The organism is Duganella sp. AC917 (assembly GCF_979258245.1).
Genome location: NZ_OZ409848.1, coordinates 4,386,804 through 4,409,676, shown reverse-complemented (window position 1 = coordinate 4,409,676; position 22,873 = coordinate 4,386,804). Strand labels below are relative to the sequence as shown.

At 65.4% G+C, this 22,873-nt stretch carries 23 protein-coding genes; 8 read left to right on the top strand and 15 right to left on the bottom strand.

From position 1 onward, the window contains the following. Positions 1–164: 164 nt before the first annotated feature. The 3 genes from ACZ0BA_RS19200 to ACZ0BA_RS19190 all read right to left on the bottom strand — a co-directional run bounded on the left by ACZ0BA_RS19200 (position 165) and on the right by ACZ0BA_RS19190 (position 2,106). Entirely contained in the window at positions 165–656 is a 492-nt protein-coding gene (locus ACZ0BA_RS19200) for a GNAT family N-acetyltransferase (RefSeq protein WP_463452799.1), read from the bottom strand. Then, a complete protein-coding gene (locus tag ACZ0BA_RS19195) occupies positions 656–1,576 on the bottom strand; it encodes a DMT family transporter (protein WP_463452798.1) in 921 nt (306 codons plus the stop codon). The genes ACZ0BA_RS19200 and ACZ0BA_RS19195 overlap by 1 nt, the downstream gene beginning before the upstream one ends. A 92-nt stretch (positions 1,577–1,668) precedes the next feature. Beyond that, entirely contained in the window at positions 1,669–2,106 is a 438-nt protein-coding gene (locus ACZ0BA_RS19190; RefSeq protein ID WP_463452797.1) for an Mpo1 family 2-hydroxy fatty acid dioxygenase, read from the bottom strand. Between the two features lie 128 nt (positions 2,107–2,234). On the opposite strand from ACZ0BA_RS19190, the gene ACZ0BA_RS19185 reads away from it, so the two are divergent. After that, positions 2,235–2,735: a DNA-deoxyinosine glycosylase gene (locus ACZ0BA_RS19185; RefSeq protein WP_463452796.1), complete on the top strand. Its 501-nt coding sequence runs from the start codon at positions 2,235–2,237 to the stop codon at positions 2,733–2,735. A 366-nt stretch (positions 2,736–3,101) separates the two neighbouring features. Here the strand turns inward: ACZ0BA_RS19185 and ACZ0BA_RS19180 are convergent, their stop codons facing one another. From ACZ0BA_RS19180 to ACZ0BA_RS19165, 4 genes are all read right to left on the bottom strand, one after another. Next, positions 3,102–3,800 (bottom strand): GNAT family N-acetyltransferase, encoded by a 699-nt coding sequence (locus ACZ0BA_RS19180; protein ID WP_463454788.1) that lies wholly within the window; start codon positions 3,798–3,800, stop codon positions 3,102–3,104. Continuing rightward, positions 3,800–4,978, bottom strand: a complete 1,179-nt coding sequence (locus tag ACZ0BA_RS19175) for a tetratricopeptide repeat protein (RefSeq protein ID WP_463452795.1) — start codon at positions 4,976–4,978, stop codon at positions 3,800–3,802. The genes ACZ0BA_RS19180 and ACZ0BA_RS19175 overlap by 1 nt, the downstream gene beginning before the upstream one ends. 136 nt (positions 4,979–5,114) lie before the next feature. Next, complete coding sequence (locus tag ACZ0BA_RS19170) at positions 5,115–6,335, bottom strand: hypothetical protein (protein ID WP_463452794.1); 1,221 nt, start codon at positions 6,333–6,335, stop codon at positions 5,115–5,117. A 15-nt stretch (positions 6,336–6,350) separates the two neighbouring features. Next, on the bottom strand, positions 6,351–7,217 hold the full coding sequence (locus ACZ0BA_RS19165) for an HDOD domain-containing protein (protein ID WP_463452793.1): 867 nt from the start codon (positions 7,215–7,217) through the stop codon (positions 6,351–6,353). Positions 7,218–7,478: 261 nt separating this feature from the next. Between ACZ0BA_RS19165 and ACZ0BA_RS19160 the strand changes: the two genes are divergently transcribed. Further along, on the top strand, positions 7,479–8,066 hold the full coding sequence (locus ACZ0BA_RS19160; RefSeq protein ID WP_463452792.1) for a DNA-3-methyladenine glycosylase: 588 nt from the start codon (positions 7,479–7,481) through the stop codon (positions 8,064–8,066). Here the strand turns inward: ACZ0BA_RS19160 and ACZ0BA_RS19155 are convergent. Continuing rightward, positions 7,956–9,650: a methyl-accepting chemotaxis protein gene (locus tag ACZ0BA_RS19155; RefSeq protein ID WP_463452791.1), complete on the bottom strand. Its 1,695-nt coding sequence runs from the start codon at positions 9,648–9,650 to the stop codon at positions 7,956–7,958. The genes ACZ0BA_RS19160 and ACZ0BA_RS19155 overlap by 111 nt on opposite strands. Positions 9,651–9,697: 47 nt before the next feature. Next, positions 9,698–10,168, bottom strand: a complete 471-nt coding sequence (locus ACZ0BA_RS19150) for a cache domain-containing protein (RefSeq protein ID WP_463452790.1) — start codon at positions 10,166–10,168, stop codon at positions 9,698–9,700. 235 nt (positions 10,169–10,403) lie between these two features. Here ACZ0BA_RS19150 and ACZ0BA_RS19145 point away from each other — a divergent pair, with 235 nt between their 5' ends. The 4 genes from ACZ0BA_RS19145 to ACZ0BA_RS19130 all read left to right on the top strand — a co-directional run bounded on the left by ACZ0BA_RS19145 (position 10,404) and on the right by ACZ0BA_RS19130 (position 15,084). Next, entirely contained in the window at positions 10,404–11,861 is a 1,458-nt protein-coding gene (locus ACZ0BA_RS19145) for a KamA family radical SAM protein (protein ID WP_463452789.1), read from the top strand. A gap of 77 nt (positions 11,862–11,938) precedes the next feature. Beyond that, entirely contained in the window at positions 11,939–13,267 is a 1,329-nt protein-coding gene (locus ACZ0BA_RS19140) for an MFS transporter (protein ID WP_463454787.1), read from the top strand. Between the two features lie 4 nt (positions 13,268–13,271). Beyond that, on the top strand, positions 13,272–14,201 hold the full coding sequence (locus ACZ0BA_RS19135; RefSeq protein ID WP_463452788.1) for a 2OG-Fe(II) oxygenase: 930 nt from the start codon (positions 13,272–13,274) through the stop codon (positions 14,199–14,201). Between the two features lie 31 nt (positions 14,202–14,232). Next, positions 14,233–15,084: a fumarylacetoacetate hydrolase family protein gene (locus ACZ0BA_RS19130; RefSeq protein WP_463452787.1), complete on the top strand. Its 852-nt coding sequence runs from the start codon at positions 14,233–14,235 to the stop codon at positions 15,082–15,084. 355 nt (positions 15,085–15,439) lie between these two features. On the opposite strand, the gene ACZ0BA_RS19125 is transcribed toward ACZ0BA_RS19130, so the two are convergent. Further along, a complete protein-coding gene (locus ACZ0BA_RS19125) occupies positions 15,440–16,771 on the bottom strand; it encodes an aspartate aminotransferase family protein (RefSeq protein WP_463452786.1) in 1,332 nt (443 codons plus the stop codon). A 125-nt stretch (positions 16,772–16,896) separates the two neighbouring features. Here ACZ0BA_RS19125 and ACZ0BA_RS19120 point away from each other — a divergent pair, with 125 nt between their 5' ends. Beyond that, the gene (locus tag ACZ0BA_RS19120; protein ID WP_463452785.1) at positions 16,897–17,454 is read left to right on the top strand and encodes a carboxymuconolactone decarboxylase family protein; all 558 of its coding nucleotides are present in this window, start codon (positions 16,897–16,899) and stop codon (positions 17,452–17,454) included. Here the strand turns inward: ACZ0BA_RS19120 and ACZ0BA_RS19115 are convergent. The 3 genes from ACZ0BA_RS19115 to yjgA form a co-directional block, all read right to left on the bottom strand. Then, positions 17,451–18,125, bottom strand: a complete 675-nt coding sequence (locus tag ACZ0BA_RS19115) for an alpha/beta hydrolase (RefSeq protein ID WP_463452784.1) — start codon at positions 18,123–18,125, stop codon at positions 17,451–17,453. The two genes, ACZ0BA_RS19120 and ACZ0BA_RS19115, sit on opposite strands and share 4 nt — an antisense overlap. Before the next feature lie 122 nt (positions 18,126–18,247). Next, complete coding sequence (gene mog, locus ACZ0BA_RS19110; RefSeq protein ID WP_463452783.1) at positions 18,248–18,895, bottom strand: molybdopterin adenylyltransferase; 648 nt, start codon at positions 18,893–18,895, stop codon at positions 18,248–18,250. Further along, positions 18,885–19,493: a ribosome biogenesis factor YjgA gene (yjgA, locus tag ACZ0BA_RS19105; protein ID WP_463452782.1), complete on the bottom strand. Its 609-nt coding sequence runs from the start codon at positions 19,491–19,493 to the stop codon at positions 18,885–18,887. The genes mog and yjgA overlap by 11 nt, the downstream gene beginning before the upstream one ends. A gap of 94 nt (positions 19,494–19,587) precedes the next feature. On the opposite strand from yjgA, the gene pmbA reads away from it, so the two are divergent. Then, on the top strand, positions 19,588–20,940 hold the full coding sequence (gene pmbA, locus ACZ0BA_RS19100; protein ID WP_463452781.1) for a metalloprotease PmbA: 1,353 nt from the start codon (positions 19,588–19,590) through the stop codon (positions 20,938–20,940). Between the two features lie 13 nt (positions 20,941–20,953). Here pmbA and ACZ0BA_RS19095 read toward each other — a convergent pair whose 3' ends face one another. Together ACZ0BA_RS19095 and ACZ0BA_RS19090 are read right to left on the bottom strand one after the other, a co-directional pair. Next, positions 20,954–21,367, bottom strand: a complete 414-nt coding sequence (locus ACZ0BA_RS19095; protein ID WP_463452780.1) for a hypothetical protein — start codon at positions 21,365–21,367, stop codon at positions 20,954–20,956. A gap of 257 nt (positions 21,368–21,624) precedes the next feature. Then, complete coding sequence (locus ACZ0BA_RS19090) at positions 21,625–22,755, bottom strand: M14 family metallopeptidase (RefSeq protein WP_463452779.1); 1,131 nt, start codon at positions 22,753–22,755, stop codon at positions 21,625–21,627. Positions 22,756–22,873: the final 118 nt, after the last annotated feature.

Here is a 22,873-nt window from a genome sequence, read left to right as displayed (position 1 = left end):
AAATGTAAGCAGATTTGATAGCGGGTAAGGGTTTGTAAGGCGGCAGGCAAGTCGGCGGCGGCGCGGCTATAGTGAATCCGTTGATTCAATCTCCCTCCCACTAACACCGGGTTCCTCCCACCAGCGGCAACGCTGCGTGGGATTTTTTTTGCCGCTTGGTATCTTTACGCTTGCGCCGACAGTTCCGTCAGCGCCTCGCCGGTGACGCGGCAGATGCGCCACTCCGGCATCACGGTAGCGCCCATGCCCTCGTAGAGTTTGATGGCGTTGGTGTTCCAGTCCAGCACCGACCACTCGAAACGGCCGCAGTCGCGCTCGACCGCCAGCCGCGCCAGCGCCACCAGCATCTGCTTGCCGTAGCCCCTGCCACGACAGGCTTGCTTGACGTACAAGTCCTCCAGGTACAGCCCCTTTTTACACAGGAAGGTGGAGAAATTGTGGAAGAACAGCGCGAAGGCGACCACCTCGCCGTTGGCCTCGCCGACCAGCGCCTCGCAGCCCGGTTTGTCGCCGAACAGGCTCTCGTGCAGCATGGTCTCGTTGGCCACGACCATGTGTTCGAGTTTTTCAAACACCGCCAGCTCGAAGATCATGCCGAAAATGGCGGAGACGTCGGCCGGTTCGGCCGGTCGGATGGTCAGGTCGGAGTTGTTCATCAGGCTGCTTCAACACTTTCTTTTATGACAGGGGAATCGGATTTGAGCGCCGCTGCGACGCTGAACAAGCACAATACCATGCCAGCCCATTCCAACGGTCCGGGACGGAAGTGTTCGAGTTGAATCGACAACAGCACCGAGATCACCGGCGTGGCCACGCCGATATAGACCGCCTTGTCCGAGCCGATGCGGTGGATCAGCGTGAAGTAGGCGGCGAACGCGATCACCGAGCCGAACAGCGACAGGTAGAGCAGGCCGCCCCAATACTTCGGCTCGCTCGACAAGGTGAACGACTGGCCGCTGACGAGCACCCAGACGGCGACGATCAGGCTGCCCCACATCATCGCCCAGGCCATCGTCAACAGCACGTTGGACGATTCCACGCGCACCTTGACGACGATCAGGTTGCCGACGGTGCTGGCGATGGTGGCCGTCAACGCCAGCCCGAGGCCCAGCAGGAAATGGCCCTCGCCGCCGGACATGATCTCCTGCCAGGCGCCCTGGATCGAGTGGAAGAACAGCAGCGTGACGCCGGCGATGGCGATGATGCCGGCGTTCCAGGTGCGCCAGCTGACCGGCGTGCCGAAGGCGATGCGGTTGAGGATGGGACTCCAGAACACCATCAACGCGAACAGCACGGCGACCAGGCCGGACACCAGATATTGCTCGGACGTATAGGTGCAGATATAGCTGAGCGCGAACGTGGCCGCGCCTTGCAGCATCAGCCAGCGTTGCGCGCGCCAGGGCAGCAGCAGCCTGTCGCCGCGCACGGCGCACCAGGCGAACAGCGCGGCGGCCGCCAGGCTGAAACGGTAGACCACCGAAACAGCCGGCGCGACGTCGCCCAGTTGCAAGGTAATGGCAAAGAAAGTGGAGCCCCAGATCAGGCAGGCGATAACGAAGAGCAATGGAGAGGACATCGGGCAAGTATAGCTGGCTTGCTGACCACTTGCCTAGCGGCCACCTTTTAGCGGCATGTTCGGCCACGATGGCGTAGCCGCCAGCGACTCGACTAGTAAGCAAGTCTATACCGGCGGTACAAAAAACCCAGCACGAACAGCGGCCCGATCAGCAGAAAGCGCAGATCGTCGAAGAACGATGGTTTCTTACCTTCGATCTTGTGGCCGATGAACTGGCCGATCCATGCCAGCACGAAGACGGCCAGCGACAGCGGCAGCACTGTTTGTTGCGGCAACGCGGCCAGCACGGCAAGCATGACGGCGGACATCGCCAGCATGCCCAGCGCGAACGGTTTGGACAGCGTGAAGTAATAGCACAGCGACGCCAGGGTCACCGCCACGGCGGCCAGCGGATGGATGGACCACACCAGCCCCAGCAAGGTGAACACGATCACCGGCACGCAGATGAAGTGGATCACTTCGTTGGTGGGGTGCAGATGGCTCTCGCTATACTGGGCGAGCAGCAGATCGATGGTGCGCGGTTGCGACATGATGGTCTCCTGCGATTGTTGTTATGGTGCGGTCTGGCCGCCGATAAATTCTACACCCGTTCATTGAGGATGAGGTCGCTTGCGCCGACACCGCGCCGCGCCTTGGCGGGCTCCGGTAAAATGCCGACATGCCTGACGACACTGATTTGACCTCCCCCGCGCTGACCGGCCTGGCGCCCGTGATCGACGCCCGCACGCGCATTCTGGTACTGGGCAGCTTTCCGGGCGCCGCTTCGCTGGCTGCGCAGCAGTATTATGCGCATCCGCGCAATTTGCTGTGGCCGATTTTGTCGGCGTTGACGGGCGAGCCGCTGGCGCGGTTGCCGTATGCGGAGCGGTTGCCGCGTTTGCTGGCGCATGGGTTCGGATTGTGGGATGTGCTGGGGGCGTGCGAGCGCGAGGGCAGCCTCGACTCGGCGATCCGCAAACCGGCGGCAAATGATTTCGCGCGGTTGCGCGAGTTGTGTCCGTTGCTGGAGACGGTCGGCTTCAACGGCCAGACCTCAGGCAAGTTCGCGCCACAGTTCGCTGCCGAGGGCTATCGAACGGTGGTGCTGCCATCGACATCGCCAGCCCACGCTTCGCTGACATTGGCGGAAAAACTCGAGCGCTGGAGAGCCTTGCTCTAGTCGATATCGATGCTCATTGAGCGACGATGCGAAACTCGGTGGCGATGGCCACGGGCCGCACTTGAAAAATCTAGAAGCAGCTGCTGAGCATCCACGAATTCATAGGGCACGCCATAATCCGACACGTGTCGGTGTTTGTGGTCATAGGCCATGATGCGGCCGGCATGCTTGAACTTCTTTGATCGAGCCGTGCAGGTCCAACAAAGAAGCTAAAGCGGGATCGGATCGCCTACTTCAACGATATCACCTGATGATAGCAAACGTCCGCTGGTTGGCAAGCTCCATTTTGACTGAACTCAAGCCTTTGATTGATAGCTCAGTGATAACCTTTGGCTGACAGACTTGCCTTGGCTTCGCGGCAGGTGTTCATGTTTCCCGCACTACCACCCGCACCACCGTCTCCAGATAATCCTCGAACCCCATGCGCAGATACACCTGATGCGCCGGGTTGGCGCGCATGACGTGCAGGAACGACGTCTCGCCGCGCAGCATGTGGCGCCGGATCAGTTTGCCGATCAGCTGTTTCGCCAATCCGCGACCCTGGTAGTCCGGATGCGTGCACACGCCGCTGATCTCGCACAGCCCGGGCGCGCGCAGGCGCTCGCCAGCCATTGCCATCAAGCGCTCGCCGTCGAAATAGCCGAAGTAGTCGCCCAGCTCGATGGTGCGGATGCCGAACGGCCCCGGCTTGCACAAGGTCGCCAGTTCCAGCGCCTGCTGCGCGTGGTGCGCTTGCAGCGGCAGCGCTTCGGGCGCGGGATCTTCGACCGGCGTGGCCCCGGCCCAGACCATGCGGAACATGGTCGTTTCCGCGTCGATGCGCCAGCCGGGCGGGGCGGCGCCGGTCCAGTTTTCGCAGTAGAAGTGTTCGCCCGGCGCGCAATGGGGCTGCAGCGCGTCGAAATCCGGCGCGGCGCTGTCGGCAAACGCCAGGATGGGCGAGAAGCCGGCGGTGTAGCGGCGCGCGCCGCCGTCGCCGCTGGCGTGGCGGGCGTGCGCGCCGGTCAAGGTATGCCAGAAGATGCGGTCGAGTAGTTGAGTTTTGCATTGCCGCCAGAATATCATCACTTGACCACTTTCGCCTCGAGGGCCCTGATGTGGTCGAGCTTGGCTGCGTACAGGTCGTGGTGGCCGCGCGTGGTGCTGTTTTCCAACGCCTTCTTCATGTGCTGGTCGGCCGCGCGCAGGTTGCCCAGCTGATAGTGGCTGACCGCCAGCCAATAGTGGAATTCGTGATAGTCGGGAGCGCGCTCGAGCTCGCGCTCGAACAGGTTGCGGGCACGCTGATAGTCGCCGAGCTGCATCGCTTCCTGGCCCAGATGGAAGAAATAGAAGGGCGGATACGGCTCGATCCGCGCCAGCCGCTCGCGCACCGCCGCCGCCTCGGCCGGCCGCTGTAGCGAGTCCAAGGTCTGCGCCAGGTTCGACAGGTAGATGGTGTTGTCGGGGGCGTACCGCAGCGCGTGGCGCAGGGTTTGCTCCGCCTGCATCGGGTTGCCGTGGTTCTGGTAGATGACGGCCAGCGTGTTGTAGGCGTTCATGAAAGCCGGGTCCGCCTGGACGGCCTGCCGCGCGGCCCAGTAGGCGTCGTCGACGCTGCCGGCCGACAGCAGTTCGGCGGCGCGGTTGTTGAGGTACATGGCGACGATGGTCGGTTCCTCCAGCAGGCGCGCGGTTTCGCGGGCCTTGGGCGGGATCGGGATGAAGTCCACCGTCAGCGCGGCGGCGTTGCCGACCTGATAGCCGTCGAGGTAGGAGGTGCGCTTCTTGCCCAGCACCAGGTTGACGTGGTTGCTGGCGAAGTACAGGTTGCCCGAGCGGCTCCAGCTTTCCTCCATATAGATCTGCTGGAACTGCACGGTGAAGTTGAGTTCGCGTGCCAGCGCGGCCGTCATGATCACCAGCGACAGGCAATTGCCGGCGCGCGCGTCGAAGGTCTGGGCGGCGTTGCGCGTCATGGCCGAGTCGTATTCGAGCTTGAGCTGGTCGCGCGTGTAGAGCGCGTCGAACAGCGCGCGCCGCGTGTCCTGCACGCTGCCCCGTTGGCCGAGGTTGTGCTTGAGGTAATCGCGCATGCGGTCGCTGAGCGCGAAAATCGAGGCGGTGTCGATCGGCGCGGCGGGCGCCTTGAACAACTGGTCGTGGAAGAGTTCGGATACCGGCGCGCGCTGCGCGGTCGTTTGGGTGGCGCAGCCGCTGACACAGAACGCGACGGCGCACCAGAGCATGGCCCATGGCTTCATGACATGTCTCCCTTTGCTGCGGAGCACAAGCCGGCGCCGCACCAGGCAGCGGACTCTGTGTTCCGCTTGAGGAAAGTATCTGCCCCTAAACCTGTGCTGTCAACGAGTATCCATGTTGCGTCGCGGGCGGTTGAACCTAGCCCAGCGGGCGCACGTCGACCGGCTGCCCCTGGGCGTCGAAGCGCAGCGCCACCGATACCGCGTCGATGCCGATGCTGGCCAGCGCGTCGCGCAGATCGTCCACTTCCACCTCGAGGTCGGCGGTGATGTCGAGCGGCTTGTCGCACGTGGCGAGCACGTCCGTGCCGGCCGACAATTGCACGCGCAGCAGCATTTCATCATCGACATCCGTTGGCGCGATGATGGCGCTGACCTGGTCCGGCGCGTGCGATCCCAGCGCCTGGTTCAGCTCGGACAGGATGCGCAGCATGTCGTACTCGGACTGGCCCTGCGCGCGGGCGCCGAAGAACAAGTCCTGGTAGAGGAAATTCAGCGTCAGGGCCGGATCGGCGCCACGGCCGCGTCCCAGGCAGCGCGCCACCAGCGGCCCGTATTGCTCGGTCCATTTCTGGTAGCGCTCGGCGCGCTTGGCGAAGTGGGCGTCGGCCGCCTTCTCGCCGGCCGGCACCTTGTAGAAGGCGTCGTCGGCGCGCTTGAGCGAAAAGCCCAGCAGGAAGCGCAGCTCGACGGCGCTGTCGTCGGGGCCGAAGCCCACCGGCGTCCAGCCGGCCGCCATGCTGCGCTCGAGCGCCGGCGCGGCGGCGATTTTTTTCTCCGTCAGCGTCTGCGCCGCCTCGCGCACCATGCTGTGCAACTGGCCGTAGCTGACCCGTTCGAATTCGGTCAGGTCGTAGGCGTGGCTGACCAGCACCACCTTGGCTTTCGGGCTTTCCAGCCCGGCGTCGTTGAAGCTGGCCAGCAGCGCGTCGTAGGCATCGCCGTCCTGGAAGTCGGCGGCCGGGTCGAGTCCGCCCTGGCTGTGCACGAACACCGGAATGGCAAAGGCGTCGATCTCCATTTCGGGCGCGCCCTCGCGCCGCAGCAGCAGGCTGGCGGCGCCTTCCTCGACGGCGTTGCGCAGGTAGCGGTAGCCGTCGACGGACTCGTCGCGCGCCAGTTCGATGGCGCCGTACAGCACTTCGTCCTTGCCCTGGTTGAGCAGCTTGCGCAGCAGGCGCTGGAAGTCGAGCGCCTTTTGCGCCAGTTCGGCGCGGGTGGTGTCGGCCACGATGTCGTTGTTGAATTCACCGTCCGACAGGTCCAGCGCGAGCGCGCACAGTTCGGTGGTTTGCTGCTCGTCCTTGAGTTCCGGCGAGTTGGCGGATTTGCGCGGTACGGGGCGCTTGTTCTTAGGCATGTAGATGGGGTCGTCTTATCGTTCGTGGTGGAAGGCTTCGTGCAGCTCGTCGAGCAGGTCGGCGGTGTCGTCCTCGGACAGGCCGAGGTGCCGGCACGCCAGCGCGCCGCCTTTTTCCCATTCGTAGGACATCGGGCGGCCGTGCAGGCGTTCGATGCCTTTTTCGGCCAGCAGCGACAGCGCCACCAGCGAGCGCACGGCGTCGTCGGTGGCGGGGTCGTCGAGCACGCGGTAGTCGTGGTGCAGCAAGATCGCCCAGGAGACGTCCGGCGACAGCCCCCAGTTGCGCGCCAGCAGGCAGCCGATGGCGGCATGGTTGGTGCTGTAGCGCAGGTCTTCAACGGCGGTGAACGGCAGCTCGGCTTCGTGGCAGGCGTCGGCGTAGGTGTCGGCGTAGTCGCTGAAACGGTTCATCAGCAACGGCACGCCGATGTCGCAGAACAGGCCGAAGGTGTGGGCGATGTCGGGCGGGGCGATGCGCAGCTTGCGCGAGGTGAACACCAGCGCCTGGGCGCGCCGCGCCGACACTTCCCAGAACGCGTTCAGGTCCGATTCCTTGCCTTCGATGGCCTGGCGCGCGAGCAGCCCTGTCAACAGCGCGGCGCACTGGTCGACGCCGAGGAAGTTGATGCCCTGTTCGACCGACTTGGCCTTGCGCGCGGCGCCGAAGAACGGCGAGTTGGCCAGCTTGAGCAGCGCGCCGGACATGCCGACGTCGTTGCCGATGATGCGGGCGATGCGGCGCGGCGACGGGTCCGACTGGGCCAGCTCGCGCTGCAGGTCGACGAGCAGGCTGGGCCTTGGAGGAATACGGATGGAGCGCATCAGCGCTTCTTCCACCGCGTTTTCTACTGGCATGGCTGGGGCAGCAACTGTCGTCATGTTGATCTTCAGGGATAAAGGCGGCGCGCGGCCGGGGTGGGCGGCCGGCGCGGGCAAATGTTGATGGCATGCATAAGCAATATTATCGCCGCAAGCGCGCGCCGGTTGCGCGAATTTCTCCCAATTTTATTGCTTTGGGGCTATTCGGGCTTTAAATTTGTCGCTAATTTCCGCCCGCCCGTCAAATTTGATGGCGCTTTGATAACGATTCGATAGCCCGTTCGTGATCGCGCGGTCCAGATTGGCATTTACAATATCGCCATGACTAATGTTATCGCAGGGATCAATTTCGCCGCGCCATCGCACGAGGTGGCGCGTCTGCTCATCGGCGTGACGGTGCTGGTCGACGGCGTCGGCGGGCGCATCGTCGAGACCGAGGCCTACGACCGCGAGGAGCCGGCCTCGCATTGCTACATCGGCCAGACGCCGCGCAATTTCTCGATGTTCGGCCCGCCCGGGCGCAGCTATGTGTACCGCTCGCACGGGCTGCACTGGTGCCTCAATTTTGTCTGCCGCGAGGAGGGCCACGGCGCCGGGGTGCTGATCCGCGCGCTCGAGCCGGTGGCCGGACTGGACGTGATGCGCGAGCGGCGCGGCATGGACGACGAGCGCCTGCTGTGCGCCGGGCCGGGGCGGCTGTGCCAGGCGATGGGCGTGACGCGCGAACACAATAACCTGCCGCTCGACGCGCCGCCGTTTGTGCTGCTGCCACGCGATCACGCCTTGCCGGTGGAAGTGCTAGCCGGCCCGCGCATCGGCATTTCCAAAGCCATGGAGCTGCCGTGGCGCTTCGGCGTGGCCGGCTCGCGGTTTCTCAGCAAGCCCATGAGCAAACCCATGCGCGCCTGACGCTTGGGCGGGTGCAGCCTTCGGCGCGGCCGGCGGCTCGACCTTGAACACCGACACCGCCTGCGACAGGTGCACCGCCTGGTCCTGAAGGCTCTCGGCGGCGGCGGCGGCCTGCTCGACCAGCGCCGCGTTCTGCTGCGTCACATCGTCCATCTGGCCGACCGCCTGGTTGACCTCGGCGATGCCCAGCGCCTGGTCGGCGCTGGCGTCGCTGATGCGGGCGATGATGTCGTTGACCTCGCGCACCGAGTCGACGATGTCGCCCATGCGCTCGCCGGCCTGGTGCACCGAGGCGCTGCCGCTGTCGATGGTCGCCACCGAAGCCGCGATCAGGGTTTTGATCTCCTTGGCCGCCGCCGCCGAGCGCTGCGCCAGGGTGCGCACTTCCGAGGCCACCACCGCGAAGCCGCGTCCCTGTTCGCCGGCGCGCGCCGCTTCCACCGCGGCGTTGAGCGCCAGGATATTGGTCTGGAACGAGATGCCGTCGATGACGCTGATGATGTCGACGATCTGGCGCGAACTGGCGCGTATCGACGTCATCGTCTGCACCGCCTGCTGCACGGCGGCGCCGCCGCGCTGGGCCATGTCGGTGGCGCTGGCGGCCAGCTTGCACGCCTGCTGGGCGTTGGCGGCGTTTTCCTGCACCGCCCGGGTCAGGCTGTCCATTGCGCTGGCGGTTTGTTCGAGCGAGCTGGCCTGCATTTCGGTGCGGGTCGACAGATCGAGGTTGCCGCTGGCGATTTCGTGGGCGGCGGTGTCGATCGAGCGCACCGCCGTCAGGATGGTGCCGAGCGTCTGCGTCAGGTTGCTCATGGTTTGATCGAGCATGCGCGCGGTGTCGGCGATTTCATCGCGTCCGTCGTTGCGCTTGCCGGCCCCGAGCCGCCCGGCCGCCAGCGCCACCACCACGTCGGCGATGCCGCGGATGTCGCGCAGCATGGCGCCGCGCACGGCCATCGTCACGCCCAGCGACAACGCGATCGATAGCAGCACCACCACGCCCATGGTGGTGGTGAGGGTGGCGAAGTCGCCGGTGGCGCGCGCGTACGCCTGTTCGCTCAACTGTTTTTGCAGCGCCGATAGTTCGGCCAGCTTGTCGTTGAGGCGCAGGAACTGCGTCTCGGCCTTGGCCATCGAGTTGGTGGCGATGCTTTGGTCCATCTGCGCCATGTCCATGGTTTCCAGCACGGCCTTGCGGTAGGCCGCCAGCGACTGCAGCGATTGCTCGACGATCTTGTACTCGTCGCCGTCGACCTCGGACGCCGCCGCCAGCTGGCGCAGCCCGGCCTCGACGCCGGCGTGGCGCGACTTGATTTGCTTGCCCAGGGCGTCGAGCCGCGACTGCGCGAAGCTGCCGTTGACCCAGGCCAGCAACTGGTAGATGTGGGCGTGCGCATAGCGCGCCTCGCCGGAGACGTCGGCTGCCGCCTTGAGGCGCTCGGCGCGCACCCGCACCAGGTTCTCCATCGAGGCGTTCTGGCGCACCATGCCGTAGTAGCCGGCGGCGGCGGTGACGATCAGCAGCACCAGCACCAGGCCGGGCGCGAGCAGCAGTTTGGGACCTATACGTAATTTCTTCAACATGATGCTCTCCGGCTCTGCGCGCGAACGGCGGCTGCGGTTAGTGGTGCTTACTTTTTATAGATGCCGGCTTCCAGCACCGCATCGCCAACCCGCAGGATGTAGGTCGTCTTGGGCTCGATCTTGCCGGTGGTCGGATTCTTGTACTGGTAGTCGACCCAGCCGCTGCCTTTCTTGGCGGCCAGTTCGATGATCTCGCGGCGGTATTTTTTGCCGCTGGCGTCGGGCACGTCGGTCAGGTCCTTGCCGACGATGGACGGGTTGATCGGATGCGCCAGCACGATGCCGGTGTTGATGTCGCGCATGTCGACGTACAGCGAGCCTTGCACGTAGTCGGGATCCTTGGCGCTGATCTTTTTCATCATCGCTTCCTTGCCGTTGGCCTTCATGAAGGCGGCGCCTTTTTCGGCCATGGCGATGGCGTCTTTCTCGGTCGGCTCGGCGGCGATGGCGGCGTTGGCGGCGCACAGCGTGAACAGGGCGGTGGCGGCGATGGCGGCCGGGGCGAAGTACGGTTTCATGGCGGTTCCTTGTCAGGTGAGGGGGATTGCTCGGGTAAACTTTACGCCGGCGCCGGTGGCCGGGGTTGCGCTGTCGCAAGGTGTGGCCGCGTGGCAATTGCAACCGTGGTTTTATTGCCGCTTGCGCACAGTCTCTAAATATTTCCAAGCGTCACTTGATTTTGGGCAATTTGAACGGGCCTCGGGCGGCCTAGCATGGAGTTTCCGCCACCTCACAAAGCGATAGGAAACCGTCATGAGCACCCACCTGATTTCTTCCGCGAACCCCAGCGCCGCGCAGGCGCCCAAGTTCAAACCTTTCATCCGCCAGACCATCGCCAATTCGCGCCAGTGGGAGTGGATCCCGCCCGAGTTGCAGGAGGCGGTGCAGGTGGTGTCGCATGTGCTGCCGTTCCGCACTAACGAATATGTGCTCGACCACCTGATCGACTGGAACAACATCCCGGACGATCCGATCTACCGGCTGGTGTTCCCCCACAAGGACATGCTGCAGGCGGACGACTACGCCCAGCTGCGTGAGCTGGTGCTGGGCCACGCCAACCAGCCGGCGATGGCTGAACTGGTGCGCAAGATCCGCATGCGCATGAATCCCCATCCGGCCGGGCAGATGACCCACAACGTGCCGCGCGTGAACGACGCGCCGGTCAAGGGCCTGCAGCACAAGTACAAGGAAACGGTGCTGTTCTTCCCCAGCGCCGGCCAGACCTGCCACGCCTATTGCACCTTCTGCTTCCGCTGGCCGCAGTTCGTCGGCATGGACGACATGAAGTTCGACGCCCGCGAGTCGCACGAGCTGGCGGCCTATCTGAAGCTGCACCCGGAGGTGACCGATGTCTTGATCACCGGCGGCGATCCGCTGATCATGAACACCCGTTCGCTCGAGGCCTATATCGAGCCGCTGCTGGTGCCGGAGCTGGCGCACATCCAGAACATCCGCATCGGCACCAAGTCGGTGGCGTACTGGCCGCAGCGCTTCGTCACCGACCGCGACGCCGACGATCTGCTGCGCCTGTTCGAGCGGGTGGTCGCCAGCGGCAAGAACATGGCCATCATGGGGCACTACAACCACGCGGTCGAGCTGCGCTCGGAAATCGCCCAGCGCGCCGTCAAGCGCATCGTCGGCACCGGCGCGACGTTGCGCATGCAGGGCCCGTTGATCCGCCATATCAACGAAGACCCGAAAAGCTGGGCCGAGTTGTGGCAGACCGGCGTGCGCCTGGGCGCGATTCCCTACTATATGTTCGTCGAGCGCGACACCGGCCCGCGCGAGTATTTCGAGCTGCCGCTGGCGCGCGCGCACGAGATCTTCCAGGAGGCTTACCAGATGGTGTCGGGCCTGGCGCGCACCGTGCGCGGACCGTCGATGAGCGCCTTCCCCGGCAAGGTGGTGATCGACGGCGTTGCCAGCATCGGCGGCGAGAAGGTGTTCGCGCTGCAGTTCCTGCAGGCCCGCAATCCGAACTGGGTGCGCCGGCCGTTCTACGCCAAGTACGACCCGAACGCGACCTGGATGGATCATCTGAAGCCGGCCTTCGGCAAAGAGAAGTTCTTCTTCGAAGAGGAGGGCGGCAGCCGCAGCGAGTACGACATCGAGACGCCCGGCCACCGCAAGGTGATCCCGTTGATCTCGGCGCGGCAGGAGGCTGCCGCCGCTGCGGCGGCAGCCGGTTGCAGCGCCCCCAACGCCGCGTAGGTGGCGCCGTGCTGATCGGGGAACGTACGCGGAACGACGTGGCGATCCGCCATGCCGCCGCAGGGGGCGCCCCCCGGATGGGCGCCGAGGCCGCGACGCCGGTTTGCCGGCCGGGCGCGCCGGCGCCGAAGTTGTCGGGCGCCGCCGTGTTCATGTTGGTGTTCCTGCCGTTCGCGCTGGGGCACTATCTATCAAGCCTGATGCGCACGGTGAACGCCACGCTGGCGCCGCAGCTGGTGACGTCGCTGGCGCTGACGCCGGGCCAACTGGGCTTGCTCACCAGCGCCTTCTTCTTTTCGTTCGCGCTGGTCCAGCTGCCGGTCGGTATCGCGCTCGATCGCTGGGGCCCGGCCAAGGTCCAGTTGCCTATGCTGATCGTGGCGGCGCTGGGCGCGCTGGCTTTTTCGGGCGGCCACACTTTCACCGAACTGCTGGTGGCGCGCGCCGTCATCGGCCTGGGCGTGGGCGGCTGCTTCATGTCGGCGGTGAAGGCGATTTCGACCTGGATCGCACCGTCGCGCATGCCGTCGGTGCAGGGCTACCTGATCGCCGTCGGCGGCCTGGGGGCGGCGTCGGCCACCTTGCCGGTGCGCCTGGCCCTGCACTACACGGACTGGCGCGGCCTGTTCGTCGGGCTGGCGGTGGCGGCGGTGACCACCGGCCTGCTGATCCGCATGCTGGCGCCGTCGCAGCCGCCGTCTGCCACGCCCGGACCGGGGCGGGCCTCGGTGTTTTCGGCGATGGCCGACGTGTACCGTCATCCCGCCTTCCGCGAGGCGGCCATGCTGGTGCTGATTCCGCACACGGTATTCTTCGGCATGCAGGGCTTGTGGATCAGCCGCTGGCTGACCGACGTCGCGCGGTTTCCGGAGGAGGCGGTCGCCTACCTGCTGTATCTGAGCATGGCGGCTATCATCTTCGGAGCCATCGCGGTGGGCATGATCACCGAGTGGGCCGGCCGGCGCGGCGTGCCGCCGATCAGGGTGGCGGCGGCCGGCGTGGCGCTGTTCATGCTGGTACAGCTGGGTTTTGTATGCAACTGGGCGCCCAGCTTCCAGACCCTGGCAGTGTTGTTCACGCTGGTCGGCACGGTGACCGGCATCGAGTACGCGATCATCGCGCAAAGCCTGCCCGGCCGGTTGACGGGACGGGCCGCCACCTGTCTGAACCTGCTGATTTTCCTGGGTGCGTTCGCGGTGCAGGCGGGCTTCGGCATGGTGGTCGGCTGCTGGCGGCCCAACCTGCTGCAACAGTACCCGGCCCAGGCCTACCAGGTCGGCTTCGCGGTGCTGGTGTTGCTGCAGTCGCCAGGATTGGCGTGGTTCGTTTGGCGGCGCTGGAGACGGCCGGCCGGTTCCGGTAGAATGGACCTCCATTCCGGCAACCCGGCGACCAGCCCTCCATGACGCGATGACCAAACTTCAACAGGCACACAACGGCAACCGCGCGGACAACGCGTTCACCTCCCTGCCGCGCAGCTGGCAGGATTGGATCACGGAGAATCTGGCGCGCGCGTGCAGCCCGCTGGACATGGCCAACAGCATGGCCCGCTCGGGCCAGTACAGCATGGCCGTGGCCAGCGCCGCCATCGACGAGGCGCTGCGCATGCGCGCGCAGGGCGATGGCGGCGCCGTTGCTGGCGCTGGCGCGCCGGTGGCGGCGCAGAGCGTGTTCGTGGCGCCGCAGCAGATGCCCTTCATCGATATCGAACGCAATCGCGTGGCCGCGCCGGACCGCGACGTGGAGCTGCTGTTCGTGCTCAAGCAGCCACAGGTCATCCTGCTCGGCAATGTGCTCAGCATGGAGGAGTGCGACGCCATCGTCGCCCACTGCGGCACGCGCTACACCCGCTCGACGGTCACCGGCGAGGCCGACGGCGCCAGCGTGGTACACGAAGGGCGCACCAGCGAGATGGCCTTCATCCAGCGCGGCGAGGCCGAGGTGGCCGAGCGCATCGAACGGCGCCTGGCGGCGCTGGCGCACTGGCCGGCCGAATGCGGCGAGCCGTTCCAGCTGCAAAAGTACAACAGCACGCAGGAGTACCGTCCGCACTTCGACTGGCTCGACCCGGACAGCAGCGGCCATCAAAGCCACCTGCAGCGCGGCGGCCAGCGCCTGGCCACCTTCATCCTGTACCTGAGCGACGTGGAGCAGGGCGGTGGCACCGTCTTCCCTGGCATCGGCCTGGAAGTGTTCCCGAAAAAGGGCAACGCGCTGTGGTTCCTCAACACCGACGCCAACCACCAGCCGGACCGCCAGACGCTTCACGGCGGCGCGCCGGTGGTCAGCGGCACCAAGATCATCGCCAACAAATGGTTGAGACAGGGACGCTACGGTTAGAATGTCGCAGACATCTTAACCAAGGAACTGTATGAGACTCGTGCGTTACGGCCGTCCCGGCAAAGAAAAACCAGGCCTGATCGACGACGAAGGCAAGCTGCGCGACCTGTCCGGCGTGATCGCCGACATCGGCGCCGAGCAGCTCTCGCCCAAGGCGCTGCGCAAGCTGGAGAAGATTCCGCAGGCGTCGCTGCCGCTGGTGCGCGGCACGCCGCGCTACGGCGTGCCGGTCGCGCGCGTCGGAAAATTCATCGGCATCGGCCTCAATTATTCGGACCACGCGGCCGAAATCGGCATGCAGCCGCCGAAGGAGCCGGTGGTGTTCATGAAGGCCGTCACCTGCATCAATGGCCCGGACGATCCGGTGATGCTGCCGCAGGGGTCGAAAAAGACCGACTGGGAAGTGGAGCTGGGCGTGGTGATCGGCACGCGCGCGCAATACGTCAGCGAAACGGACGCGCTCAAGTACGTGGCCGGCTATTGCGTGGTCAACGACCTGTCGGAACGCGCGTTCCAGCTGGAGATGGGCACGCAGTGGGACAAGGGCAAGGGCTGCGACACGTTCGGCCCGATCGGACCGTGGCTGGTGACGCAGGAGGACATCTACGACGTGCAGAAGCTCGACCTGTACCTGGATCTGAACGGCAAGCGCATGCAAACGGGCTGCACCGAAACGATGGTGTTCTCGGTGGCGCAGATCATCAGCTATCTGTCGAAGTTCATGACCCTGGAGCCGGGCGACGTGATCGCCACCGGCACGCCACCGGGCGTGGGCCAGGCGCGCAAACCGCAGCGCTTCCTGAAAAAAGGCGACACGCTGCGCCTCGGCATCGCCGGCCTGGGCGAGCAGCAGCAGGACGTCATCGCCTGGCAAGCGCGCTAAGCGTTTCTGTCATCAACGCCGGGGTCAAGTCTGTCATTCGGACACGACCCCATCAGCAAAGCCGTGGTGATGGCTGAGGCCGTGTCCGATTGCCAGACTTGACCCCCTCAAGCGCGCTGCGCCTCGGCATCGCCGGCCTCGGCGAGCAGCAGGACGTCATCGCCTGGCAAGCGCGCTAAGCGTTTCTCTCATCAACGCCGGGGTCAAGTCTGTCATTCGGACACGACCCCATCAGCGAAGCCGTGGTGATGGCTGAGGCCGTGTCCGATTGCCAGACTTGACCCCATCGAGCGGTGGTGATGGCTGAGGCCGTGTCCGATTGCCAGACTTGACCCCCTCAAGCGCTCAAGCGAGATCACAGCACGCTCGCGAATGCCCGTTTGACTGCATCCTCGAGGCGGCTGGTAATCTCCGCCAGTTCGGCGTCGGTGCTGGTGAACGGCGGCGCTAATAAGATATGGTCGCCCAGCCGGCCGTCGATGGTGCCGCCCATCGGATACACCATCAATCCCACCGCCATCGCCTGCTCCTTGATCGCCGCGTGCAACTTGAGCGCCGGATCGAACGGCTCCTTGCTCTCGCGGTCCTTGACCAGCTCCATGCCGATAAACAGCCCGCGCCCGCGAATGTCGCCCACATGCGGATGCTGGCCGAACGCCTCGCGCAGCATGCGGCGGAAGCTGGCGCCGCGCACCGTGACGGCGCCCAGCAGATCGTCGCGCTGTATCACTTTTTGCACCGCCAGCGCGGCGGCGGCGGCGATCGGATGCCCCATGTACGTGTGACCGTGCTGGAAGGCGCCGCTGCCTTCGCGCAGGCGGGCGACGATGTGCTCGCGCGCCAGCACCGCGCCGATCGGCTGGTAGCCGGCGCCCAGGCCCTTGCCCAGCACTACCAGGTCGGGCAGCGCGTCTTCCTGCTCGAACGCGTACAACGTTCCGGTGCGGCCCATGCCGCACATGACTTCATCGGCGATCCACAGGATGCCGTACTGGTCGCACAATTGACGCACGCCGCGGAAGTAGCCCGGCGTGGGCGGCACCGCGCCCGAGGTGGCGCCAACCACCGTCTCGGCGCAGAAGGCGATCACGCGCGACGGCCCGGCGGCAAGGATGCGCGCCTCCAGCTCGCGCAGCAGGCCGTCGGTATAGTCGTCGACGCTTTGGTCCTTGGGACGGTGCCGGTATTCGTAGCAGGGCGACACGCGCGGCACGTTCATCAACAGCGGTTCGAACGGGCGGCGGCGCCATTCGTTGCCGCCGATGGCCAGCGCGCCCAGCGTGTTGCCGTGGTAGCTCTGGCGGCGCGCGATGAAGACGCTGCGTTCATTGTCGCCGGCCTCGACGAAGTACTGGCGCGCCAGCTTGAGGGCGGTCTCCATCGCCTCCGAGCCGCCGGAGACCAGGTAGACGTGATCGAGGTCGCCGGGGGCGTCGGTGGCCAGCCGGGTGGCCAGTTCCTCGGCTGGCTCGCAGGTGAAGAAGGCGGTGTGGGCGTAGGCATTGCGGTCGATCTGGGCGTGCATCGCGGCCAGCACGTCGGGGTGGCCGTGGCCCAGCGACGACACGGCGGCGCCGCCGCTGGCATCGAGATAGCTGTTACCCTGGCTGTCGCGCACCGTCAGCCCGGAGGCACTGACGGCCAGCGGCGGCGGGCGGCGCAGGTTGCGGTGGATGATGTGGCTCATGGCGTCCTTTCTGGCGTGGGGAAGAGTGTGACCGACAGCAGAAGATAGCGCCGATCGACTTGTATTCCCTTGATAAATGCCGGAACATAAGTAAATAGTTTCCCAAAGCCACAAGGAACAATGCTATGAACGATCGACTGGGACCGATTCCCTTCGCACACATGAGCGCGAGCCAGCAGGTGGCGGCGCAGGCGGTCATCGACGGCCCGCGCGGCGCGTTGTACGGGCCGTTCGTGCCGCTGATCCGCAGCCCGGAGCTGATGGCGGCGGCGCAGCGCATGGGTGAGTATTTGCGCTACCGCAGCGCCATCGGCACGCGGCTGACGGAGCTGGCGATCCTGGTGACGGCGCGCCAGTGGAGCCAGCAGGTGGAGTGGGCGATCCACGAGCCGATCGCGCGCGACCACGGCATCGCCGACGAGGTAATCGCGGCGATCGCGGCGCGCCGGCGGCCCGAGGACATGGCGCCGGACGAAGCGCTGGTGCACGATTTCTGCGTGATGCTGCATCAGCGCCAGCGCATCGACGACGACACCTATGCGGCGGCACTGGCCATGTTCGGCGAACATGGCGTGGTCGATTTGATGGGGATCAACGGCTACTACACGTTCCTGGCGATGGTGATGAACGCGGCCCAAACGGAAGTGCCGGCATCGGCCGCCCAGCCGCTGCCCGAGGTTTAGATAACGCGCTTGAGCCAGGCGCTGATGTCGACGATTTCTTGCTGGCACAGCGAGTGCTGCATCGGGTAGTCGTGCCATTCGACGGCGTAGCCCAGCTGTTTCAATGCGTCGCGCGATTGCTCGGCGCGCGCCAGCGGTATCACCGGGTCCATGCGGCCGTGCACCATGAAGATCGGCGTCGCCAGGCTCTCCTTGGTGTGCTCGGCGACAGCCTTGGGCGCGATCGGCAGGTAGCCCGACAGGCACATCATGCCGGCCAGCTTTTCCTTGAGCCGCAAGCCGGTCTGCAACGTCATCGCAGAGCCCTGCGAGAAGCCGCCCAGGATGATGCGCGAGGTGGGAATGCCGCGCGCGTTTTCGCGGGCGATCAGCGCTTCGATCTTCATCTGCGAGGCGCGCAGACCGCCCTCGTCCTCCTGCCGTCCGAGGTCGCTGGCGACGATGTCGTACCACGAGCGCATGACGTAGCCGTTGTTGACCGTGACCGGCATCGTTTCGGCGTTGGGGAAGATGAAGCGGATCGGCGGCAGGCCGCGCAAGTCGAGTTCCTGCGGCATCGGCAGGAAGTCGTTGGCGTCGGCGCCGAGGCCGTGCATCCAGATGATGGCGACGCCGGGGTTGTCGCCGGTTTCTCTTTCAATCGTTTGCAGCAGGGGGCTGGTCGTGCTCATGGGGCTCCTCGGGGATGCGGATGGTCGTTGGGCGAAATATAGCAGGCCCGCCGCGCCGGCGGCGCGCAGCCAGCGGCGCCGCGTCAGGCCCGGCGGGCGCTGGGCGGCCATGGAATGTTTCTTCAGGCTGCCGGCTGCGGGCGCAGCGCGGATTTGGGACGGAACGCCTTGCACACGGCCGGGTCGGTTTCCATATAGGGTCCGCCGATCAGGTCGATGCAGTAAGGCACGGCGGCAAAGATGCCGCCGGTAATGGTGGCGCCGTCGGCATCCTTGAGCCCGCCCAGCGTTTCGGCGATGGCCTTCGGCTGGCCCGGCAGGTTCATGATCAGGGCCGCATGGTCGGGCGTCTCGCGGATCACCGCCGTCTGCCGCGACAGGATCGCGGTCGGCACGAAGTGCAGGCTGATCTGGCGCATTTGCTCGCCGAAACCGGGCATTTCCTTGGTGCCGACGGCCAGGGTGGCCTCCGGCGTAACGTCGCGCCGCGCCGGCCCGGTGCCGCCGGTGGTCAGCACCAGATGGCAACGGTCGATGTCGACCAGGTCGGTCAGCGTGGCTTCGATGAGCGCGCGTTCGTCGGCGATCAGGCGGGTTTCAAGGCGGTAGGGAGTGGTCAGCGTACGCGCCAGCCACTCTTCCAGCGCCGGAATGCCCTGGTCCTGATACACGCCGCCGCTGGCCCGGTCCGAGACCGAGACCAGGCCGATGACCAGCAGTTGCGCCGGATCGACCGCGGCGCCGTCGACGATGGTGGTATTACTCGTCATCTTGCTCGCTGTCGTCGGCGCTGGCGTTGTCGGCGTCGTCGGTGGCCGCTTGCTTCTTCTTGCCGTCGATCTGCTTGAGGATCTGGAAGATCTCGCGGTAGGCCTTCGGCGGTTTGTTCTCGGCCTGTTCCTTGCGCGCGTTGCGGATCAAGGTGCGCAGCTGCTGCACGTCCAGTTCCGGGTTCTCTTCCAGCAGCACGGTCAGCGCCTTGTCATCGGCAAGCAGCTTGTCGCGGCGGCGTTCCATCGCGTGCATGGCGGCCGTCTCAGACTTGGAGGCGCCTTTCCAGCTGTCGATGGCTTTCTGGATCTCGGCCACTTCGGCCTCGTCGAGGGTGCGCATCTTCTTGCCGACGAACTGCATCTGGCGGCGGCGGCCCTCGTGGTTGGTGATTTGCTGGCACTCGAGGATGGCGTCGCGCACGTCCTCGGGCATCGGCACGCGCTTGACGCGGTCACGCGCCGCTTCGACCAGCGTTTCGCCCATTTTCTGCAGGGCGTCGGACTGGCGCTTCATCTCGGATTTGGAAGGGCGTTCGTATTCTTGCTCGAATTCGGTGGAGCTGAAGCCGACCGCGCCGCGATTTGGATTTACCATAATATCAACTTTCGGTGGGGCGTGTGCCTGCCCCTGTAAACTGTAAACGACTGCTATGATAACTGTTTTAGCGGCCAACCGAAGAAAACAGCCCATGAGCGATACCCATTTCACCCACACTCAGGACCAGTTGAGGCAGCTCGCGCGCGATGTGCTGGGCTTTGCCAAGGCGCAGGGCGGCACCGATTGCGCGGTCGAAATCAGCGAAGGCAGTGGTTTGTCGGTGTCCGTGCGCAAGAGCAAGATCGAGACGATCGAGCAAAACAAGGACAAGGGGATGGGCGTGACGGTGTTTATCGGCCAGCGGCGCGGCAACGCCAGCACGTCCGATTTTTCGCCGGCCGCGCTCAAGGCGACGGTGGAGGCGGCCTACAACATCGCCCGTTTCACCGCCGACGACGATTGCGCCGGCCTGGCCGACGAGGACATGCTGGAACTGGCGCCGCGCGACCTGAAGCTGTTCTATCCGTGGGACCTGAGCACCGAGGACGCGGTGGCGCTGGCCCAGCGCGCCGAGGCGGCGGCGTTCGACGTCGATCCGCGCGTGACCAATTCCGAGGGCGCCAACGTGCATGTGCAGCAGTCGCATTTTGTGTCGGCCAACTCGCGCGGCTTCATCGGCGGCTATCCGTTCTCGCGCCACACGCTGTCGGTGGCACCGATCGCCGGCAAAGGCTCGAAGATGCAGCGCGACGACTGGTATTCGTCGGTGCGCGACGCCAAGAAAATGTCGTCGCCGGAGGCCGTGGGCCGCTATGCCGCCGAGCGCGCGCTGGCGCGCCTGAACGCCCGCACCATCGATACGCGTACCTGCCCGGTGCTGTTCGAGGCGCCGCTGGCGGCCGGCTTGCTGGGCGCGTTCGTGCAGGCGACGTCCGGCGGGGCGCTGTACCGCAAGTCGAGCTTCCTGATCGATTCCCTGGGCAAGCAGGTGCTGCCCAAGCATGTGCAGATCCACGAAGACCCGCACATCGTCGGCGGTGTCGGCTCGGCGCCGTTCGACGACGAGGGCGTGCGCACCGTCAAGCGCGACGTGGTCAAGGACGGCGTGGTGCAGGGCTACTTCCTGTCGACGTACACCGGCCGGAAATTAGGCATGACAACCACCGGCAACGCCGGCGGCGCGCACAACCTGTCGCTGACGTCGACCCTGACCAAAAAGAGCGACGACTTCGTGGCCATGCTGAAGAAAATGGGCACCGGGCTGCTGGTGACCGAGTTGATGGGCCAGGGGACCAACTACGTGACCGGCGACTATTCGCGCGGCGCGTCGGGCTTCTGGGTCGAGAACGGGATCATCCAGTATCCGGTCGAGGAGATCACCATCGCCGGCAATATGAAAGACATGCTGGCGCAGATCGTCGCGGTCGGCGCCGATGTCCTGGCGCGCGGCACCAAGGAAACCGGCTCTATCCTGATCGAAAACATGGTGGTGGCAGGCGGTTGATCCGCCCTCCACACTAGCGCGGCTTGCAAAGCCGGCTTGACGGCAGGCCGCAGGAGATCAGCCGTTGCAGGCTATCGGCTGGCACCGGCACAACCGGCCGGGCCGCAGCGCCGCCTGCGATCTGCTGATCAGCCAGCGACAACAGCGGAATCGGATTGGCCGCCATCACCAGATAACGCAAGCGGTCGACCGCGCGCAGCGCCAGTTGCGACGCGCGCGAGCCGGCTTCCTCGTGCGTCATGCGCAGCAGCGTATCGAACAGTATCTTGCTGCCCAAGCTCTCCGACACCAACATCAGCGGCAGGCCGGCCGGCTCGTCGCTGGTTTCCAGCGCCTGCAAGATCGCGTCCCGCATGCGGCGCTGGATCTGGTCGCGCGCCACGCCCTGATAGATCAGCGCGTCCGGCAGGCAATCGTCGACCAGCACATCCTTGACGCGGGCGGTAGGGCGTGCTGCAGCCGCCCAGGCATAACGCCAGTGCGAATGCCCGCGTTGGCGAGATGGCGCACGCGAACGCGCGGCGCATCGACGATATCAAGATGATCATGGTGAACCTCCCGAAGCGGCACGGATGCGCCATATGAGGTTCAGTGTATTTTTCCCTGCGACACGCATATTGTCGTGCCGCAGGGATTGCCTTCAGCGCGCCTCAGGCCGCCAGGGAGGCGGCCGGGCTCAACGCATTACTGCTGCGCGAGCAGCGACTGCAACACCGGTTGCAACACCGCACGGCCCAGCTCGGCGCTGCGGGCGCCGTTCCAGCCGGTGTCCGGGTCCGGATCGTTGGCGTTGTCCTTGAACGGCATTTCCAGCGTCAGCGACAGGCAGCCGAACGCGTGGGTGATGTGCGGCGAACCCATCGTCAACGTCTCCGGCGTGTACGGCGTTTCGCCGTAGCCATACTCGTCCTGGAAGTCCGGGCTGGCGATCAGGAAGTTGTCGATGAAGTACTGCTGCGCCTCGGCCTGATCCGCCGTGAACTCCGGCAACGATTCGCTGCCGGCCACGAACACGTACGGCAAGCCTTCGTCGCCGTGGATGTCGAGGCACAGGTCGCAGCCGATCTCCAGCATCTTGTTCTTGACCAGGAACACTTCCGGGCTGCGTTCCATCGTCGGATTGAGCCATTCGCGGTTCAGGTTGGCGCCGGCCGCGTTGGTGCGCAGGTTGCCGCGCACCGAGCCGTCCGGATTCATGTTCGGCACCACGTAGAACACCGCTTCCTTCAGGCACTGGCGGCCGAACGGATTGGCCGGATCGAGCAGGGCGTCGACCATGCCTTCGACAAACCACTCGGCCATCGTCTCGCCCGGGTGCTGGCGCGCGATGACCCACACCTTTTGCTCCGCTTCCGGATCGCCGATGACCAGCATGTTCAGGTCGCGGCCGTCGATGGTGCTGCCCAGGTCGACCTGTTTGACCAGCGGCGACAGTTGCGCGTTGTCCAGCAATGCCAGATGGCGTTCCCACGAGTACGGCTCGAAATAGGCGTAGTAGACGCTGTCGTATTCCGGCGTGTGGTTGATCGTCATGACTTGGCCGTCATAGGTGGTCGGCACGCGGAACCAGCTGTCGCGGTCGTAGCTGGCGACGGCCTGGTAATCCTTCCAGCCGTCCGGGTAGGCGGCGTTGCCGGCGTTGAGGAAACGCAGGTTCAACGGCGTCGCTTGGGCGCCCTGGACGCGGAAATAAAACCATTGCGTGATGTCGGCGTGGGAATCCTTGCGGATGTTCAGGTCGATGGCGGCCGGATCGTCGGCACGCACGACTTCGATGGCGCCGGCATCGAATTGCTGGCTGATTTTGATAGACATTGCGTAAGTCCTGGTGGATTCAGTGTAAAGAGTATTTTTGCACTTTTGGCGCAGTGCCGACATCATACAGGCTCGCGGGGGCGGCGGGCGCGCGCTGATCCATGACGTTGCCGGCTGG

What these genes read in the sequence shown, in the direction of transcription:
- ACZ0BA_RS19180 (WP_463454788.1), bottom strand. Translation starts at nt 3,800, where the DNA reads ATGATATTCTGGCGGCAATGCAAAACTCAACTACTCGACCGCATCTTC.
- ACZ0BA_RS19175 (WP_463452795.1), bottom strand. Translation starts at nt 4,978, where the DNA reads ATGAAGCCATGGGCCATGCTCTGGTGCGCCGTCGCGTTCTGTGTCAGC.
- ACZ0BA_RS19195 (WP_463452798.1), bottom strand. Translation starts at nt 1,576, where the DNA reads ATGTCCTCTCCATTGCTCTTCGTTATCGCCTGCCTGATCTGGGGCTCC.
- ACZ0BA_RS19120 (WP_463452785.1), top strand. Translation starts at nt 16,897, where the DNA reads ATGAACGATCGACTGGGACCGATTCCCTTCGCACACATGAGCGCGAGC.
- mog (WP_463452783.1), bottom strand. Translation starts at nt 18,895, where the DNA reads ATGACGAGTAATACCACCATCGTCGACGGCGCCGCGGTCGATCCGGCG.
- pmbA (WP_463452781.1), top strand. Translation starts at nt 19,588, where the DNA reads ATGAGCGATACCCATTTCACCCACACTCAGGACCAGTTGAGGCAGCTC.
- ACZ0BA_RS19165 (WP_463452793.1), bottom strand. Translation starts at nt 7,217, where the DNA reads ATGACGACAGTTGCTGCCCCAGCCATGCCAGTAGAAAACGCGGTGGAA.
- ACZ0BA_RS19145 (WP_463452789.1), top strand. Translation starts at nt 10,404, where the DNA reads ATGAGCACCCACCTGATTTCTTCCGCGAACCCCAGCGCCGCGCAGGCG.
- ACZ0BA_RS19200 (WP_463452799.1), bottom strand. Translation starts at nt 656, where the DNA reads ATGAACAACTCCGACCTGACCATCCGACCGGCCGAACCGGCCGACGTC.
- ACZ0BA_RS19155 (WP_463452791.1), bottom strand. Translation starts at nt 9,650, where the DNA reads ATGTTGAAGAAATTACGTATAGGTCCCAAACTGCTGCTCGCGCCCGGC.
- ACZ0BA_RS19150 (WP_463452790.1), bottom strand. Translation starts at nt 10,168, where the DNA reads ATGAAACCGTACTTCGCCCCGGCCGCCATCGCCGCCACCGCCCTGTTC.
- yjgA (WP_463452782.1), bottom strand. Translation starts at nt 19,493, where the DNA reads ATGGTAAATCCAAATCGCGGCGCGGTCGGCTTCAGCTCCACCGAATTC.
- ACZ0BA_RS19160 (WP_463452792.1), top strand. Translation starts at nt 7,479, where the DNA reads ATGACTAATGTTATCGCAGGGATCAATTTCGCCGCGCCATCGCACGAG.
- ACZ0BA_RS19130 (WP_463452787.1), top strand. Translation starts at nt 14,233, where the DNA reads ATGAGACTCGTGCGTTACGGCCGTCCCGGCAAAGAAAAACCAGGCCTG.
- ACZ0BA_RS19135 (WP_463452788.1), top strand. Translation starts at nt 13,272, where the DNA reads ATGACCAAACTTCAACAGGCACACAACGGCAACCGCGCGGACAACGCG.
- ACZ0BA_RS19115 (WP_463452784.1), bottom strand. Translation starts at nt 18,125, where the DNA reads ATGAGCACGACCAGCCCCCTGCTGCAAACGATTGAAAGAGAAACCGGC.
- ACZ0BA_RS19185 (WP_463452796.1), top strand. Translation starts at nt 2,235, where the DNA reads ATGCCTGACGACACTGATTTGACCTCCCCCGCGCTGACCGGCCTGGCG.
- ACZ0BA_RS19170 (WP_463452794.1), bottom strand. Translation starts at nt 6,335, where the DNA reads ATGCCTAAGAACAAGCGCCCCGTACCGCGCAAATCCGCCAACTCGCCG.
- ACZ0BA_RS19125 (WP_463452786.1), bottom strand. Translation starts at nt 16,771, where the DNA reads ATGAGCCACATCATCCACCGCAACCTGCGCCGCCCGCCGCCGCTGGCC.
- ACZ0BA_RS19140 (WP_463454787.1), top strand. Translation starts at nt 11,939, where the DNA reads ATGGGCGCCGAGGCCGCGACGCCGGTTTGCCGGCCGGGCGCGCCGGCG.
- ACZ0BA_RS19190 (WP_463452797.1), bottom strand. Translation starts at nt 2,106, where the DNA reads ATGTCGCAACCGCGCACCATCGATCTGCTGCTCGCCCAGTATAGCGAG.
- ACZ0BA_RS19090 (WP_463452779.1), bottom strand. Translation starts at nt 22,755, where the DNA reads ATGTCTATCAAAATCAGCCAGCAATTCGATGCCGGCGCCATCGAAGTC.